At 72.8% G+C, this 16071-nt stretch carries 14 protein-coding genes; 9 read left to right on the top strand and 5 right to left on the bottom strand.

Translation table 11 applies throughout. From position 1 onward, the window contains the following. Positions 1–47 precede the first annotated feature (47 nt). Together ABD979_RS06890 and ABD979_RS06895 are read right to left on the bottom strand one after the other, a co-directional pair. Complete coding sequence (locus tag ABD979_RS06890) at positions 48–1712, bottom strand: ABC transporter permease (protein ID WP_345506710.1); 1665 nt, start codon at positions 1710–1712, stop codon at positions 48–50. Continuing rightward, a complete protein-coding gene (locus tag ABD979_RS06895) occupies positions 1709–2614 on the bottom strand; it encodes an ABC transporter ATP-binding protein (RefSeq protein WP_345506711.1) in 906 nt (301 codons plus the stop codon). Before ABD979_RS06895 ends, ABD979_RS06890 begins: the two co-directional genes overlap by 4 nt. Before the next feature lie 84 nt (positions 2615–2698). On the opposite strand from ABD979_RS06895, the gene ABD979_RS06900 reads away from it, so the two are divergent. Beyond that, positions 2699–3211, top strand: a complete 513-nt coding sequence (locus ABD979_RS06900) for a GbsR/MarR family transcriptional regulator (RefSeq protein ID WP_345506712.1) — start codon at positions 2699–2701, stop codon at positions 3209–3211. A gap of 220 nt (positions 3212–3431) precedes the next feature. After that, positions 3432–5024, top strand: coding sequence for an acyl-CoA mutase large subunit family protein (locus ABD979_RS06905; protein WP_345506713.1), 1593 nt, complete (start codon positions 3432–3434; stop codon positions 5022–5024). 156 nt (positions 5025–5180) lie between these two features. On the opposite strand, the gene ABD979_RS06910 is transcribed toward ABD979_RS06905, so the two are convergent. Genes ABD979_RS06910 through ABD979_RS06920 form a run of 3 tightly spaced genes read right to left on the bottom strand, consistent with a single transcriptional unit; the run spans position 5181 to position 7751 of the window. Beyond that, a complete protein-coding gene (locus tag ABD979_RS06910) occupies positions 5181–6059 on the bottom strand; it encodes a carbohydrate kinase family protein (RefSeq protein WP_345506714.1) in 879 nt (292 codons plus the stop codon). Next, on the bottom strand, positions 6056–7042 hold the full coding sequence (locus ABD979_RS06915) for a pseudouridine-5'-phosphate glycosidase (protein ID WP_345506715.1): 987 nt from the start codon (positions 7040–7042) through the stop codon (positions 6056–6058). The genes ABD979_RS06910 and ABD979_RS06915 overlap by 4 nt, the downstream gene beginning before the upstream one ends. Positions 7043–7052: 10 nt before the next feature. Next, the gene (locus ABD979_RS06920) at positions 7053–7751 is read right to left on the bottom strand and encodes a (2Fe-2S)-binding protein (RefSeq protein ID WP_345506716.1); all 699 of its coding nucleotides are present in this window, start codon (positions 7749–7751) and stop codon (positions 7053–7055) included. Positions 7752–7831: 80 nt separating this feature from the next. Here ABD979_RS06920 and ABD979_RS06925 point away from each other — a divergent pair, with 80 nt between their 5' ends. From ABD979_RS06925 to ABD979_RS06955, 7 genes are all read left to right on the top strand, one after another. Then, positions 7832–9091, top strand: a complete 1260-nt coding sequence (locus ABD979_RS06925; protein WP_345506717.1) for an amidohydrolase — start codon at positions 7832–7834, stop codon at positions 9089–9091. A gap of 111 nt (positions 9092–9202) precedes the next feature. Then, positions 9203–10273 carry a BMP family ABC transporter substrate-binding protein gene (locus ABD979_RS06930; RefSeq protein WP_345506718.1) on the top strand — a complete coding sequence of 357 codons (1071 nt, stop codon included), beginning with the start codon at positions 9203–9205 and terminating at the stop codon, positions 10271–10273. A 156-nt stretch (positions 10274–10429) separates the two neighbouring features. After that, on the top strand, positions 10430–11608 hold the full coding sequence (locus tag ABD979_RS06935) for an ABC transporter permease (RefSeq protein ID WP_345506719.1): 1179 nt from the start codon (positions 10430–10432) through the stop codon (positions 11606–11608). A gap of 1 nt (position 11609) precedes the next feature. Continuing rightward, positions 11610–12599, top strand: a complete 990-nt coding sequence (locus ABD979_RS06940; RefSeq protein WP_345506720.1) for an ABC transporter permease — start codon at positions 11610–11612, stop codon at positions 12597–12599. Then, positions 12596–14158 carry an ABC transporter ATP-binding protein gene (locus ABD979_RS06945; protein WP_345506721.1) on the top strand — a complete coding sequence of 521 codons (1563 nt, stop codon included), beginning with the start codon at positions 12596–12598 and terminating at the stop codon, positions 14156–14158. Before ABD979_RS06940 ends, ABD979_RS06945 begins: the two co-directional genes overlap by 4 nt. After that, entirely contained in the window at positions 14159–14560 is a 402-nt protein-coding gene (locus ABD979_RS06950; protein ID WP_345506722.1) for a cytidine deaminase, read from the top strand. Positions 14561–14612: 52 nt separating this feature from the next. Continuing rightward, positions 14613–15902, top strand: coding sequence for a thymidine phosphorylase (locus ABD979_RS06955; protein ID WP_345506723.1), 1290 nt, complete (start codon positions 14613–14615; stop codon positions 15900–15902). The last annotated feature ends 169 nt before the right edge of the window (positions 15903–16071 follow it).

Below are 16071 nucleotides of genomic sequence, written 5' to 3' on the forward strand. Positions count from 1 at the left end.
GACACCGTACCGATCAGCCGGCGCAGCGCCCGAACCGCCGCGACGGGTCAGCCGATGTCGCGGCGGCGCAGGGCCCCGAGGCCGGCGGCGGTGACGGCCACCGCGACGGCCGTGAGCCCGAGCAGGGGCGCCCACGCCAGCTCGCCGCCGGGCAGCGCCGGAAGGTGGGTGAAGGGCGAGAGGTCGACGAGCCAGCCGGGCAGGTCGAGCAGGTCGCCGAACTCGCCGAGGAGGAGGAAGACGATGAGCGCCGCCCAGGCGAGCCCGGTGAACCTCGGGAGCGCGCCGTGCAGCAGCACGGCCACGCCGAGCGCCACCCAGACGGCCGGCAGCGTCGAGAGCGCCGCCCCGACGAGCTGGGTCAGCTGGCCGCCGACGTCACCGACGTCCGCGCCGTGCACGAGCGCCGCCACCGCGGCGCTGACGACGAGCACGGTGGCCGAGGCGGCGACGGCCAGGACGACGTGACCCAGGGCCCAGCGCGTGCGCCGGACCGGTGTCGCGAGCACGGCCTCGAGCCTCGCGGTCGTCTCCTCGGTGTGCATGCGGGTGACGAGCGCGATCGCGAGGGCCGAGGCCCCGACGGCGGCGAAGTGCAGCTCGGTGGAGAAGTAGAGGTCGGTGACCGATCCGGCGTCGCCGCCCATGGCCCGCAGCATGTCGGCCACCTCGGGGGAGTCGACAGACGACTCCACGCTGCCCGCGATCGAGCCGAGCACCACCCCGAGCACGACATAGGCCGTCACCCACCCCACGAGGGTGCCGCGGGCCAGCCGCCGGGTCAGCCCGCCGGCGGTGCTGATGTCGCTGCGGGCACGGCCCGGACGGCTGGGCAGCACGCCGGCGCCGAGGTCGCGGCGGTCGAGGAGCGCGTACGCGACGACGACGAGGACGGCATACGCCAGCACCCCGAGCCCGGCGACCCACACCCGGTTCGCGCCGTAGGGCGCCACCTGCACGCCCCAGCCCAGCGGCGTGAGCCAGCTGAGTACGCGGAGGGGACTGCCGTCGGCGGCGGTGTCGCCGACGGCCCGCACGAGGAACGCGACCGCGAGGGCACCGAGCGACCAGCCGGCCGTGCCCCGCGTGCTCGACGTCAGCTGGGCGGCGACGGCCGTGACGCCGACCCACGAGAGACCCATGGCGAGCCATGCGGCGCCGAGCGCCACCGAGCCCGCCGGGTCGAGCCCGACGGCGACCGACCACGCCACGGTGAGCACGACGGTCAGGAGCACGGCGGCGGTGCCGAGCAGGACGGCTGCGGTCAGCGCGGCCCGCCGGCCGACGACCCCCGCGCCGAGCAGCTCGAGACGACCGGCCTCCTCCTCGGTGCGGGTGTGGCGGCGCACGACGACGTAGGCGAGCAGGGCGAGGAAGACGCCGCCCAGGAGCACCGACTTGAAGGTCGCGATCGAGTCGATGCCGAGGCTCGAGATCGGGCCGTACATGGCGACGAGGGCGGGGTTGGCGAGCGTCGACGCCATCGAGGCCTGGGCCTGGGCCAGGTCGGGGAAGAGCGCGAAGGTCGCCTGGGCCGACAGCGCGACGAAGCCGGCGAGGCCGATCGCGCTCGCCGGCACGAGCACCCGGTCGCGCCGGGCGGCGAGGCGCAGCAGCGCCACGGTCCCCGTCAGCCCCGGGCCGGCCGGGCGGGCCGGTCCGCCCGGCCCACCCGGCCCACCCGGACGCGGCCGGGCCGCGACGGTCGTCACGACGTCGCCGCCGGGGCGCGGCGGTACTGCTCCATGAACAGCTCCTCGAGGGTCGGTGGCGCGCTGCTCAGGCCGGTGATGCCGTGGGCGCCGAGCACCTCGAGCAGGCGGCCGAGCTCGTCGCCGCCCACGGTGCACGTCACGTGGTGGTCGGTGACGACGAGATCGCCGACGCCCGGCAGTGCCGCGATCGCGGCGGCGTCGGGCGTGCGTGCCAGCGTCGCGTGCACGGTCGTTCGGGAGAGGTGGCGCAGCTGCTCGAGGGTGCCGGACTCGACGTCGCGACCCTCGCGGATGATGCTGACCCGGTCGCAGACCTGCTCGACCTCGGAGAGGATGTGGCTCGAGAGCAGCACGGTGCCGCCCGCCTCGCGGAACTCGTGCACGACGTCGCGGAAGACCGCCTCCATGAGTGGGTCGAGGCCCGAGGTCGGCTCGTCGAGGAGCAGCAGCTCGACGTCCGAGGAGAGCGCCGCCACGAGCGCCACCTTCTGCCGGTTGCCCTTGGAGTACGACCGGCCCTTCTTCGTCGGGTCGAGGTCGAAGCGCTGGACCATCTCGGCGCGTCGCCGCTCGTCGACGCCGCCGCGGAGCCGGCCGAGCACGTCGATGACCTCGCCGCCGGTGAGGTTGGGCCAGAGCGCGACGTCGCCGGGCACGTAGGCGAGCCGGCGGTGCAGGGTCTCCACGTCGCGCCACGGGTCGCCGCCGAGCAGCGTGGCCTCGCCCCGGTCGGCGCGCAGCAGTCCGAGCAGGATGCGCAGCGTCGTCGACTTGCCGGCGCCGTTCGGGCCGAGGAAGCCGTGGATCTCGCCCGTGCGCACCACCAGGTCGAGGCCGTCGAGGGCGACCGTGCGGCCGAACGTCTTGTGCAACCCGTGGACCTCGATGGCGGTCGTCATACATCGACGGTACACATCATTCAGCATCTACTGAATACTGTTGAGCGTGGTTTAGGGTCGGGGCACCCGACGGAAGGAGCAGTGGTGACGGCAGCGCGGCGACCAGCACGAGACGAGCAGGCGGTCTCGTCGTACGTGGAGCGCCTCGGCGACACCCTGACCGACGCCGGCATGCCGCGCCTCGCCTCCCGGGTCTTCGCCCAGCTGCTCGCCGACGACGACGGCCGCATGACGGCCGCCGAGCTCACCGACCGGCTCGAGGTCAGCCCGGCCGCCATCTCGGGTGCGGTCCGCTACCTCACCCAGACGGCGCTCATCGGCAAGGAGCGCACGCGCGGCTCGCGCCGTGACGTCTACGTCGTGCAGGCCGACGCCTGGCACGGCGCCATGCTGAGCCGAGACCGGGTGCTCGCGCAGCTCGAGGCCGGCATGCGCTCGGGCGTCGACGCGGTGGGCGGCACGGCGACCCCCGCCGGCCGGCGGCTCCAGCTCTCGGTGGCCTTCCTCGAGTTCCTCGCGGAGCGGCTCGGAGCGCTCGAGGACGAGTGGAGCGAGCGACGCAGCCAGATCACGGACAGCTGGCCCGCCGGCGCCTGAACCGTCGAGAGGCCACTCCTCGTCGGCCCCGAACCGTCGAGAGGCCAAATCCTGCGGGTCCCGAACCGTCGAGAGGCCTCTTCTTGTGGGTCCCGACGCGTCGAGAGGCCAGGGTGCGTGCGGACCCGACCACCCGGCATACGGCCTCGGCGACGTGAGATCGGCAACTCTCGGCGGGCGACCTGCGGCGGGCGACCCGCTCGCCGATACGCTCGGCACCATGGCTGACAGCACTGGCGCGCGCTCCGAGTCCGACCTGCCCATCGAGCCCGTCTACGACGCGTCGGCCCTCGCCGGCTTCGACGCCGACGCCAAGCTCGGCGCCCCCGGGCACTACCCCTTCACGAGGGGCGTCTACCCGTCGATGTACACGGGTCGGCCGTGGACGATGCGCCAGTACGCCGGCTTCGGCACGGCCAAGGAGAGCAACGAGCGCTACCACCAGCTCGTCAAGGCCGGCACCGGTGGCCTCTCGGTCGCCTTCGACCTGCCGACGCAGATGGGCTACGACTCCGACGAGGCCATCGCGCACGGTGAGGTCGGCAAGGTCGGCGTCGCCATCGACAGCCTCGACGACATGCGCACCCTCTTCGACGGCCTGCCGCTCGACAAGATCTCGACGTCGATGACGATCAACGCGCCCGGCTCGACGCTGCTGCTGCTCTACCAGCTCGTCGCGGAGGAGCAGGGCGTCGCCGGCGACCAGCTGACCGGCACCATCCAGAACGACGTGCTCAAGGAGTACATCGCGCGCGGCACCTACATCTACCCGCCGCGCGAGTCGCTGCGCCTCATCGCCGACATCTTCGCCTACTGCCACAAGGAGATGCCGCGCTGGAACACCATCTCCATCTCCGGCTACCACATGGCCGAGGCCGGGGCGACGCCCGTGCAGGAGATCGCCTTCACCATCGCCAACGCCATCGAGTACGTCCGTGCCGCGCAGGCCGCCGGGCTGCACGTCGACGACTTCGCGCCGCGCCTCTCGTTCTTCTTCGTCGCGCGCACGACGCTCATCGAGGAGGTTGCGAAGTTCCGTGCGGCACGGCGCATCTGGGCGCGGATCATGAAGGAGGAGTTCGGCGCCCAGAACCCGAAGTCGATGATGCTGCGCTTCCACACCCAGACCGCCGGCGTGCAGCTGACCGCCCAGCAGCCCGAGGTCAACCTCGTCCGCGTCGCGCTCCAGGGCCTCGGCGCGGTGCTCGGCGGCACGCAGTCGCTGCACACGAACAGCTTCGACGAGGCGATCGCGCTGCCGACCGAGAAGGCCGCACGCCTCGCGCTGCGCACCCAGCAGGTCATCGCCTACGAGACCGACGTGACGAAGACCGTTGACCCGTTTGCCGGTTCGTACGTCGTCGAGTCGATGACCGACGACATCGAGGCCGCCGCGCTCGACCTCATCCAGCAGGTGGAGGACAAGGGCGGCGCGGTCGCGGCCATCGAGCAGGGCTTCCAGAAGTCCGAGATCGAGCGGTCGGCCTACCGCGTGCAGCTCGAGATCGACGGCGGCGAGCGCACCGTCGTCGGCGTCAACCGCTTCACCCTCGACCAGGAGGAGCGCTACGACCCGCTGCGCGTCGACCCGACCATCGAGGCCGACCAGCGCGCCCGGCTCGAGGCGCTGCGCTCCGACCGCGACCAGGCCGCCGTCGACGCCGCGCTCGCGAAGCTGCAGGACGCCGCCCGCGGCACCGACAACGTGCTCTACCCGATGAAGGAGGCGCTCTCCGCGCGCGCGACGGGCGGCGAGGTGGCGCACGCGCTGCGCGCCGTCTGGGGCGTCTACCAGCCGCACGAGAGCTTCTGACCCGAGCCCGGATGCCGGGGCTGCCGGCCCGGCGGACCGCCACCAGCGCGCCGCCGGCCGCGCCCTGAGCACGGCCGGGGCGCGGTCGGCGGGTTCGTGGCGGTCCGTCGGGCCGCCGGCCGAGGGCGTATGCCGGGTGGCCGGGGTCAGCTGGGTTCAGCTGGGGCGGGCGCCGACGCGGGCGGCGGCGGCGCTGCCTGCGGCCACCCCGGCCTGCAGGGCGGTGACCCGGTCGCCGCCGCGCAGCCACGACGCGAGCAGCCCGGCGTTGAAGGCGTCGCCGCAGCCGGTGGCGTCGACGTTCTCGACGTGCGGCGCCTCGGCCGTCACGTCGACGTCGGGGCCGACCCAGCGGGCACCAGCCGCGCCGTAGGTGGCGACGACCTCGCGCGCGTGGCCGAGGATCGCGCCGAGGCCGCCGAGGGCGGCGACCTCGTTCTCGTTGGGCAGCAGCAGGTCGACGCCGTCGACCCACGAGGAGAACGCGTCGACGCCCTCGCGCTCGATGAGGGCCGGGGACTGCGGGTCGACCGACGTCGTCCACCCGAGCGCGCGGGCCTGGCGCAGCGACTCGAGGCCGGCCGCGCGCGACCCGGCGTCGAAGAGGACGTAGCCCGACAGGTGCAGGTGGGGGCGTGGCTCGGCGGGCAGGCCGAGCGCGGCGAGGTCGACATCGGCGACCGAGAACGCCTTGTTCGCACCGCGGTCGGGGAACATCGTCCGGTCGCCGTGCGCATCGAGGAGGATGACGACCATGCACGTCGGCAGGGTGGGGTCGACGGCGAAGGCGCACGTCACGCCCGCGGACTCGAGCTCGCCGCGGCACGCCTGACCGGCTGCGTCGTCGCCGACCCGGGCCACGAGCGTCACCTCCGCGCCGAGGCCGGCGAGCCACGAGGCGGAGTTGCCCCCGGCGCCACCGGGCACGAGGGCCACCGCGGACGGCGTGTCCGAGTGCCAGCGGATGTCACCGGAGGGCCGGGTGATGACGTCGAGCCCGACGTCACCGACGACGACGACCGGCCGCGTCGTCATGCGCCCGCCGACGGTGTCGACCCCGCCCCCGTCTCGGACGTCGAGGCGGCCGTCTGGGCGGCCACCTCGACGGCGACCTCGCCGGCGAGGCGGGCGTTCGCCAGCACGAGCTCGACGTTGGCGCGCAGGGACTCGCCCCCGGAGTGGTCGTGGAAGTACTCGAGCAGCCGCGGCGTCACGTCCTTGCCGTGCACGCCCTCGCGCTCGAGCAGGGCCAGGCCCTCGGTGACGAGACGGTCGTGCAGCTCGCGGTCGACCTGCCGGTCGGCGGGCAGCGGGTTGGCGAGCACGACGCCGGCCGCGTCGGTGCCGAGGCGGTCACGGGTGACGACGACGCGTGCCGCGTCGGCGGCCGTCTCCACCCGCCAGGGCACCTCGTGCCCGGAGTCGGAGAGGTAGAAGCCGGGGAAGGCGTCGGTGCGGAAGCCGAGCACCGGCACCGAGAGCGTCTCGAGGGTCTCGAGGGTGCCCGCGACGTCGAGGATCGACTTGACCCCGGCGCAGACGACGAGCACGGGCGTCGACGCGAGCACGCCGAGGTCGGCGGAGACGTCGAAGGTCTCCGACGCGCCGCGGTGCACCCCGCCGAGCCCTCCGGTCGCGAAGACGCGGATGCCCGCGAGGTGGGCCAGCGCGGAGGTCGAGGCGACGGTCGTCGCGCCCGAGAGTCGCAGTGCCGCAGCGACGCCCACGTCGCGCACCGAGAGCTTCGCGATGTCGGGGTCGGTGCAGACGCGCTCGACCTCGCGGGCGCCGAGGCCGATGTGGACGACGCCGTCGAGCAGCGCGATCGTCGCCGGCACGGCCCCGCCCGCGCGCACCGCGTCCTCGATCTGCGCGGCGACCGTCACGTTGTCGGGGTGGGGGAGCCCGTGGGCGAGGATCGTGCTCTCGAGGGCGACGACGCCGACGCCGGCGGCCAGGGCCTCGCGCACCTCCTCGTGGACGACGACGAGGTCGGGGGAGGGCAGTGCGTGCGGCATGGCCGTCACCCTAGTGGCGCCCCCGCGGGCGTCCGCTCCGGGGACAGGCCGCGCACTCGCGCATGCCCGGCAACGCGTAGATGAAGCAGCACGACACCCGCGTCGGCTCCGTGCCGACGCTCTCGCCGGCGGCGCCCCGCGCGCGTCGGACCGTGCCCGACCACAGGTCCTCCACGACGCCCCAGCGCTGCCGCGAGCCCATCCGCACGTCGGGGGCGAAGCCGGTGACGACCTCCGAGACCAGGCCGAGGTATGCCGCCCGGGCCCGTTCGAGGCAGCGCCGCGGGTCCGCGTCCGCCTCGACGCCGACGGCCGCCGGGTCGAGCACGAGCCGCGCCGGGTGGAGCCCCGCGGCGAGCTCGAAACCCAGCCCCGCGCCCGACGGGGTGAGCACCCACGGGCCGAGCACGGCGGCATACGCGATCGGGGTCGCGACGACCTCGCACCACCACTGCAGCACGAAGGCGGCCGGCACGTGCGAGGGGACGGGTGCGGCGTGGCGCTGCTCCATCTGCGTGCGCAGCGCCGCCCGCCACGGCTCGAGCGGGTCGGCGCCCGCGCGTACGTGCGCGACGACGTCGCCGCACCACACGGTGGCGGGGGAGGACCCGGTCCCGACCGACGTGAACGGTAGGGCGCGGTCGACGAGGTCGGCGACGCGCCGCACGACGTCCGGGTGCGCGGAGTCGTGCTCGGGCTGCCCGCTCACCACCGCCTCCTCTCGCGCTCCCCGCGTGGCCGAAGGACCCCGACGTCCGGGGTCGCGGCCCATCCTCTCGCTAGACTCCCGTGCTCGTGACCGACCGCTCCCTCTCCCTGCCCTTCGACGCCATCTCCAGGAGCGTCGAGGAGCACGTGCCGGAGCTCGTCGCCATCCGTCGTGACCTGCACACGCACCCCGAGCTCGGCCGCGGCGAGGTGCGCACCACGGCCATCGTCGCCGAGCGCCTCGAGCGCGAGGGTTTCGCCGTGCGCCGGCTGCGCGGCACCGGCCTCGTCGCCGACCTCGGCGCCGAGCACCCGACGCACCGCATCGCGCTGCGCGCCGACCTCGACGCGCTGCCGATCCGCGAGCAGACCGGGCTGGAGTTCGCCTCGCAGACCGACGGCGTCAGCCACTCGTGCGGCCACGACGTGCACACGACCGCCCTGCTCGGCGCGGCCATCGCGCTCGCGGGCGTGGAGGACCGGCTCCGCGCGGCCGGCATCGGCGCCCGGCTCGTCTTCCAGCCCGCCGAGGAGCTGATGCCCGGCGGCGCCGAGGACGTCGTGGCCCAGCAGGGGCTCGAGGGCGTCGACCGCATCTTCGCCCTGCACTGCGACCCGGGCCTCGACGCCGGGCAGGTCGGGCTCCGCGTCGGCGCGATCACCGCGGCCGCCGACCAGATCGACGTGACCCTCTCGGGCCGTGGCGGCCACACCTCCCGCCCGCACCTCACCCAGGACCTGACGTACGCCCTCGCGAAGGTCGTCACCGACGTGCCGGCCGTCCTCTCGCGCCGTCTCGACCCGCGCGCCGGCGCCGCGCTCGTGTGGGGCTCGATCCACTCGGGCGGCGCGCACAACGTCATCCCGAGCTCGGGCAAGGTCGGCGGCACGCTCCGGATGCTCGACGCCGGCATCTGGGAGGGCGTCGAGCGCCTGCTCGAGGCCGTCGTGCACGAGGTCGTCAAGCCGTATGCCGTCACGGCCGAGGTGAACATCACCAAGGGCGTGCCCCCCGTCGTCAACGACGCGGGCTGCATCGACGCGCTGACCGCCGCGGTCACCGGCACGGGCTCGCACGTCGCGCCGACGCCGCAGTCGCTGGGCGGCGAAGACTTCGCGTGGTACCTGACGCACGTGCCGGGGGCCATGGGCCGGCTCGGCACCCGCTCGCCGGGTGGCCACACCTTCGACCTGCACCGCGGCGACCTCGTCGTCGACGAGGCCGCGATCAGCGTCGGGGCGCGCACGCTCGCGGGCGTCGTCTTCGCATCCGCGGCCCGGCTCGCGGGCTCGCCGACGCTCGGCGGAGTGGCTCCGCTGAGCGCGGTCGCGGATCGATAACACTTCCTGCGAGTTGCCCCGACGCACTCAGTTCTTGTGGCGCCGGGGTCTACAGTTCCGTGCTATCTGGGCCGATGTCGTCGTCGGCCCGACGGACTGAAGGAGAGCGCCTTGCGTTCACATGTGAAGTTGAGTGCGGTCGTCGCGACCGGTCTGGTCGCCGCACTCGCGGGCTGTGGTGGGACGTCGGGTCCTGCCGCCGGCTCTGGTGGTGGCGGCAACACGGCCGCCTCGGGCGACTGCTCGAGCGCAGAGGTGTTCTGCGTCGGCCTCGTGACCGACGTCGGCAAGGTCGACGACAAGGGCTTCAACCAGGCCGCATGGGAAGGCGTGGAGCAGGTCAAGGGTGAGCTCGGTGCCCAGACGAAGTACATCGAGACGACCGACCCCAAGGACTACGCGAAGAACATCAAGCAGTTCACCGACGCCAAGTACGACGTCATCGTCACGGTCGGCTTCCTGATGGCCGACGCGACGCGCGAGGCCGGCAAGAACTACCCGAACACGAAGTTCATCGGCTTCGACCAGTTCCAGGCCGACCCGGTCGTCAACAACGTGACCGGCCTCATCTTCCACGAGGACCAGGCCGGTTACGCCGCCGGTTACCTTGCCGGCCTCATGACGAAGTCGAACAAGATCGGCGTCGTGCTCGGCCAGGAGATCCCGCCGACCCAGGCCTACGCCGCCGGCTACGAGAACGGCGCCAAGGCCGCCAACCCGGCCGTCGCGGTCTCGAAGGTCTACCACCCGGCCGGCAACACCGCCTTCAACGACCCCGTGTGGGGTGCCGGTGAGGCCAAGAAGATGCTCGCCCAGGGCGCCGACTTCATCTTCGGTGCCGGTGGCGGCACGGGCAACGGCGCGCTGCAGGAGACGGCCAAGACGGCCGGCGCGGGCGACAAGCTCTTCTGCATCGGTGTCGACCTCGACCAGTGGGACACGCTGCCGGCTGCGCACCCGTGCCTCATCACCTCGGCCGAGAAGCACGAGAAGGACGGCATCGGCGAGCTGCTCAAGCAGATCAAGGGCAACTCGATCAAGCCGGGCAACTTCTTCGGCACGGCCGGCATCTCGTCGTTCCACGACTTCGACAGCAAGGTCCCGGCCGACGTCAAGACGAAGGTCGCCGACGTCGTCAAGAAGCTCGAGGACGGCTCGCTCGCCACGGGCTACAAGCCCTGATCGCCACCTCCTCGAAGGCGGATCCGATCCGCACTAGAGTCCCATCATGATGTCGTCGAGCGGGTGCTCCACCGGGGCACCCGCTCGACGCCGTCGTGCGCCGGTTCGCCCGCGCACCGCATGACCCAGCCCAGACAAGGAGTCGAGAGGTCCGAGATGGCCGATCCCAGAGAGCCGTCGGACGGGACGCCCCGCAAGGGCGCCGTCGCCACGGAGACCGCACCGCCGCCCGTGGTGGCCGAGCGGGGAGCCCCCCCGCCACCGACCGGGGTGCTCGGGCTGCTCGTGCGTGAGCAGTCCGTCATCGTCCCGATCGTGGCCGTCGTGGCGGCCCTCGCCATCGGCGCGATCCTCATCCGGGCTCAGGGCGTCAGCCCGATGTACGCCTACCAGAGCCTCTTCTCCTACTCCTTCGGCACCGGCGACGGCCTGCAGGGCACCTTCGAGAAGATGGTGCCGCTCATCCTCTGCGGCCTCGCGGTCGTCATCCCGCTCCGCGTCGGCCTGTTCAACATCGGCGCGCAGGGCCAGCTCATGTCGGGCGCGATCTGCGCGGCCGCCGCCGCGCACGCGGTGCGCGAGGCGCCGGGCTTCCTCATCGCCGTCATCGCGATGGTCGCCGGCATCCTCGGTGGCGCCATGTGGGCCTCGATCGCGGGTGCGCTCAAGGCCTCCCGCGGCGTGCACGAGGTCATCTCGACGATCATGCTCAACTCGATCGCCGCCGGCCTCATCGACTACCTCGTCAACGGGCCGCTCAAGGACCCGTCGCAGTCCTACCCGAGCTCCTACCCGGCGCCCGACGCCTCGAAGCTGACACCGCTCGGCTTCGTGCCGATCGGCCTGCCGATCGCTCTCGTCCTCGCCGTCCTCGTCGCCTGGATGCTGCGTCGCACGACGCTCGGCTTCCAGTTCGAGACGATCGGGCGCAACCGCAACGCCGCCTCGTACGCCGGCATCAAGCTCGGCAGCATGATCGTGCTCGCCATGGCCGTCGCCGGTGGGCTCGCCGGCCTCTCCGGCGCGATCGAGTACCTCGAGATCGACCCCTACCGCTACCAGGACGGCATCGCCGGCTCGCTCGGCTTCGACGGCATCACGATCGCCCTGCTCGCCCGGTCGAGCCCGCTCGGCACGATCCCGGCCGCCCTGCTCGTGGGCGCGCTGCGCGCCGGCTCCTCGACGCTGATGTTCAACACCGGCATCCAGCCCGAGATCGTCGACATGCTGCTCGCGATCACCCTGCTGCTCGTGTCGCTGCCCATCATCGCGAAGCTGATCTTCCGACGTCACACCGCGAAGTCGTCCGCGCTCGCGAGCAGCTGGGGGTCCTGACATGGAGTGGCTGAAGCGCAACCGCATCCCGGTCGGCGCGGTCGTCGTCGTGCTGGTCGCGTCCTACGTCTTCTACGCCGTGAACGACAACGTCGCGACGTCGATGTTCAAGGGCGCCTGGTTCTTCGCCGTGCCGCTCGTGCTCGGCGCGCTCACCGGCGTCGTCGGTGAGCGATCGGGCGTCGTCAACATCGGCATCGAGGGCCAGATGCTCGTGGCCGCCTTCGCGGCGTTCTTCTCCGCGGCGGCCAGCGGCTCCCTCGTCGTCGGCGTCCTCGTCGGCATGGCGGCCGGCATCGCGATGGGCGCGTTCCTCGCCCTGACGACGGTCAAGGGCCTGATGGACCAGATCATCGCCGGTGTCGTCATCAACATCGTCGCGACCGGCCTGACGTCCTTCTTCTACCGCCCGGGCAGGGTCCTCTCGAGCAACATGCCGCAGTGGGAGATCCCGGTCCTGTCGAAGATCCCGCTCCTCGGTGACGTGTTCTTCCAGACCGGCCCGATCGCGCTCTTCGCGCTCGTCGCGGTGCCCGTCGTGCACTTCGCGCTCTTCCGCACCCGCTGGGGCCTGCGCACGCGCGCCATCGGCGAGTACCCGTCCGCCGCCGACACGGCCGGCATCGACGTCATCGCGATGCGCCTCGTCAACGTCACGATCGGTGGCATCTTCGCCGGCGCGGCCGGTGCCTTCCTCTCGATGGAGGCGACGTCGGGCTTCGAGCGCGGCATGACGGCGGGGCGCGGCTTCCTCGCCCTCGCCATCCTCATCTTCGGGGGGTGGCGCCCCCTGCGCGTCTTCGCCGCCGCGCTCTTCTTCGGCTTCGCCAACGCGCTCGCCTCGCAGCTGCAGGGCGTCGTCAACATCCCGCAGCAGTTCATCACCCTGCTGCCCTACCTGCTGACCCTCGTGGTGCTGGCGGTCGCCGCCGGACGCGTGCGCGCCCCGGGCGCCGTCGGCCAGCCGTTCGTGAAGGGAGAGGGCTCGTGACCCAGCAGGAGACGTCGCTGCCGCAGCAGGACGGCCCGTCGGCGGAGCAGCGGGCCGAGCGCCTGCTCGACATCACCGGGCTCTCGAAGTCCTACGGCACGGTGCGGGCCAACCGCGACATCAGCCTCCACGTCGGGCGCGGCGAGATCGTCGCGCTGCTCGGGGAGAACGGCGCGGGCAAGTCGACCCTCGTCAAGCAGATCTTCGGCCTCGTCCAGCCCGACCACGGCACCATCGCCATCAAGGGCGACGCGAGCCCGATCAAGGACCCCAAGGACGCGATCCGCCGGGGCATCGGCATGGTGCACCAGCACTTCCAGCTCGTGCCGGTCATGACCGTCGCCGAGAACATGGTGCTCGGTCACGAGACGACGAGCCGCGGGGTCCTCGACATCGAGCGCGCCCGGCGCCTCGTGCGCGAGCTGTCGGACAAGCACGGCCTCAAGGTCGACCCCGACGCCGAGGTCGAGGACCTCCCCGTCGGCACGCAGCAGCGCGTCGAGATCCTCAAGGCGCTCTCGCGACGGGCCGACCTGCTCATCCTCGACGAGCCGACCGCCGTGCTCACGCCGCAGGAGACCGACGAGCTGCTGACGGTCATGAAGGAGCTCGCGGCCGGCGGCACGTCGATCGTCTTCATCACGCACAAGCTGCGCGAGGTGCTCGCGGCGGCCGACCGCGTCTACGTGCTGCGCCAGGGCGCCGTCGTCGGCGAGGTCAGGACGGCCGACACCGACGCCCGCGGGCTCGCCACGATGATGGTGGGCCGCGACGTCGTGCTGCGCGTCGACAAGGACGAGGCCCAGCCGGGCGACGACGTCCTGTCGATCCGCGACCTCGTCGTGCTCGACGACCGCCAGCTGCGGGCCGTCGACGGCTTCAGCCTCGACGTGCGCGCGGGTGAGATCGTCGGCGTGGCCGGCGTCGAGGGCAACGGCCAGCGCGAGCTCGTCGAGGCCATCGCCGGCATGCGTCCGCCGCAGTCCGGCCGCATCGACCTGCTCGGCAAGGACATCACCCGGGCCAACCCGCGCCAGACGCACCTCGCCGGTGTGGGCCACATCCCCGAGGACCGCGAGCGTCACGGCCTCGTCGCCTCGTACTCCCTCGCCGACAACCTCGTGCTCAACCGGTTCTCGGAGAAGCCCTTCGCGAACGGGCCGGTGCGCGACTTCGACGCGGTCCGCGCGAACGCCGAGGCGCTCTTCGCGGAGTTCGACATCCGGGCGGCGGGCGTCTCGGCGCCGGCGGGCTCGCTCTCCGGCGGCAACAAGCAGAAGGTCGTCGTCGCGCGTGAGATGAGCTTCGGGCCGAAGCTGTTGATGGCGGCCCAGCCGACCCGTGGCGTCGACGTCGGCTCGATCGAGTTCATCCACCGCCGCATCGTGGCGGCGCGCGACGAGGGCGCCGCGGTGCTGCTCGTCTCGGCCGAGCTCGACGAGGTGCTCTCGCTCGCCGACCGCATCGCGGTGATCCACGGCGGCAAGGTCGTCGCCGAGATGCCGGGTGCCGACGCCGACCGCACCGAGATCGGTCGCCTCATGGCGGGGGACCACTAGGTGTCGCCCGAGGACTGGGAGGCGCTGCGGCTGCGCGCCGTCGAGCTGATGGAGCGCGCCTACGCGCCCTATTCGAGGTTCCGGGTGGGCGTGGCGGGCCTCGTCGACGACGGGCGCGTCGTCGGCGGCTGCAACGTCGAGAACGCCGCCTACGGCGTGACGCTCTGCGCGGAGTGCGGCATGGTCTCCGAGCTGCACGCGACCGGGGGCGGGCGACTCACGGCCGTGTTCTGCGTGGGCGGTGACGGCCGGGCCCTGATGCCCTGTGGTCGCTGCCGTCAGCTGCTGTGGGAGAACGGCGGCCCCGAGTGCCTGCTCATGACGCCCGAGGGAGTGCTGCCGATGTCGGCCGTGCTGCCCCAGGCGTTCGGGGCCGAGCACCTGCGCCACGCCGAGGGCTGAACCGGCGCGGGTGCCGCGCGTCGCGTGGAGTCGCTGGGACATGATGGGTCCCGTGAGCGAAGCCTTCGATGCCGTCGACGTCATTTCCGCCAAGCGTGACCGGGCCGAGCTGTCCGACGCCCAGATCGACTGGGTGATCGACGCCTACACCCGGGGCGCCGTCGCGGAGGAGCAGATGTCGGCGCTCGCCATGGCGATCTACCTCAACGGCATGTCGCCGCGAGAGATCGCCCGGTGGGCCGACGCGATGATCCGCTCCGGCGAGCGGCTCGACTTCTCGGGCCTCTCGCGGCCGACGAGCGACAAGCACTCGACCGGCGGGGTGGGCGACAAGATCACCCTCCCGCTCGCGCCGATCGTGGCCGCCTGCGGGGTCGCGGTGCCGCAGCTGTCGGGCCGTGGTCTCGGCCACACGGGAGGCACGCTCGACAAGCTCGAGTCGATCCCCGGCTGGCGTGCCGACGTGACGAACGAGCAGATGATGCGCCAGCTCGAGGACGTCGGGGCGGTGATCTGCGCGGCCGGCAGCGGCCTCGCCCCGGCCGACAAGAAGCTGTATGCGTTGCGCGACGTCACGGGCACCGTGTCCTGCGTGCCCCTCATCGCGACCTCGATCATGAGCAAGAAGATCGCCGAGGGCACGGGCTCGCTCGTGCTCGACGTCAAGGTCGGCTCGGGGGCCTTCATGAAGGAGCTCGGCCAGGCCCGCGAGCTCGCCGAGACGATGGTGCGCCTCGGCACCGACGCAGGGGTGCGCACCGTCGCCCTCCTGACGAACATGGAGACCCCGCTCGGGCTCACCGCCGGCAACGCGCTCGAGGTGCGTGAGTCGGTGGAGGTGCTGGCCGGTGGAGGGCCCGGCGACGTCGTCGAGCTGACCCTTGCCCTCGCGCGGGAGATGGTCGCCGGTGCGGGGCGCGACGACATCGATCCCGCCGACGTGCTCGCCGACGGGCGGGCCATGGACGTGTGGCGCCGGATGATCCGCGCCCAGGGGGGAGACCCCGACGCCCCGCTGCCGACGGCGCGCGAGACCCACCACGTGCTCGCGCCCGCCGACGGCGTGCTCGTCGAGCTCGACGCCCTCGCCGTGGGCGTGGCGGCGTGGCGCCTGGGTGCCGGGCGCGCACGCAAGGAGGACCCGGTGCAGGCCGGCGCCGGCGTGGAGCTGCACGCCAAGCCGGGGGCCAGCGTGCGCGGGGGAGAGCCGCTGCTCACCCTGCACACCGACGAGCCCGAGCGTTTCGGGCGTGCGCTCGAGGCGCTGGAGGGCGGCTTCACCATCGCCCCCGAGGGCTCCCGCCCGGACCTGCCGCCCATCGTCATCGACCGGATCGGCTGACCGCCGCCGGGCGCCGGGGCTCGATTTTGCGTCCCCGGAGGGCCCATGTAATGTTCTCTTCGTCAGCCCGACAGGGCGGAACGGACGCCACCGCGATCGAGTTTCTCGTGAGCGAAGTTGGCCGGTCCCGGGGCTGGCGTGGATGGGCCTGCTGATCCAAGCGGGTCGA

This window comes from Terrabacter aeriphilus, assembly GCF_039542985.1.
Classification (GTDB): domain Bacteria; phylum Actinomycetota; class Actinomycetes; order Actinomycetales; family Dermatophilaceae; genus Terrabacter; species Terrabacter aeriphilus.

What these genes read in the sequence shown, in the direction of transcription:
- ABD979_RS06940 (WP_345506720.1), top strand. Translation starts at nt 11,610, where the DNA reads ATGGAGTGGCTGAAGCGCAACCGCATCCCGGTCGGCGCGGTCGTCGTC.
- ABD979_RS06905 (WP_345506713.1), top strand. Translation starts at nt 3,432, where the DNA reads ATGGCTGACAGCACTGGCGCGCGCTCCGAGTCCGACCTGCCCATCGAG.
- ABD979_RS06895 (WP_345506711.1), bottom strand. Translation starts at nt 2,614, where the DNA reads ATGACGACCGCCATCGAGGTCCACGGGTTGCACAAGACGTTCGGCCGC.
- ABD979_RS06915 (WP_345506715.1), bottom strand. Translation starts at nt 7,042, where the DNA reads ATGCCGCACGCACTGCCCTCCCCCGACCTCGTCGTCGTCCACGAGGAG.
- ABD979_RS06935 (WP_345506719.1), top strand. Translation starts at nt 10,430, where the DNA reads ATGGCCGATCCCAGAGAGCCGTCGGACGGGACGCCCCGCAAGGGCGCC.
- ABD979_RS06910 (WP_345506714.1), bottom strand. Translation starts at nt 6,059, where the DNA reads ATGACGACGCGGCCGGTCGTCGTCGTCGGTGACGTCGGGCTCGACGTC.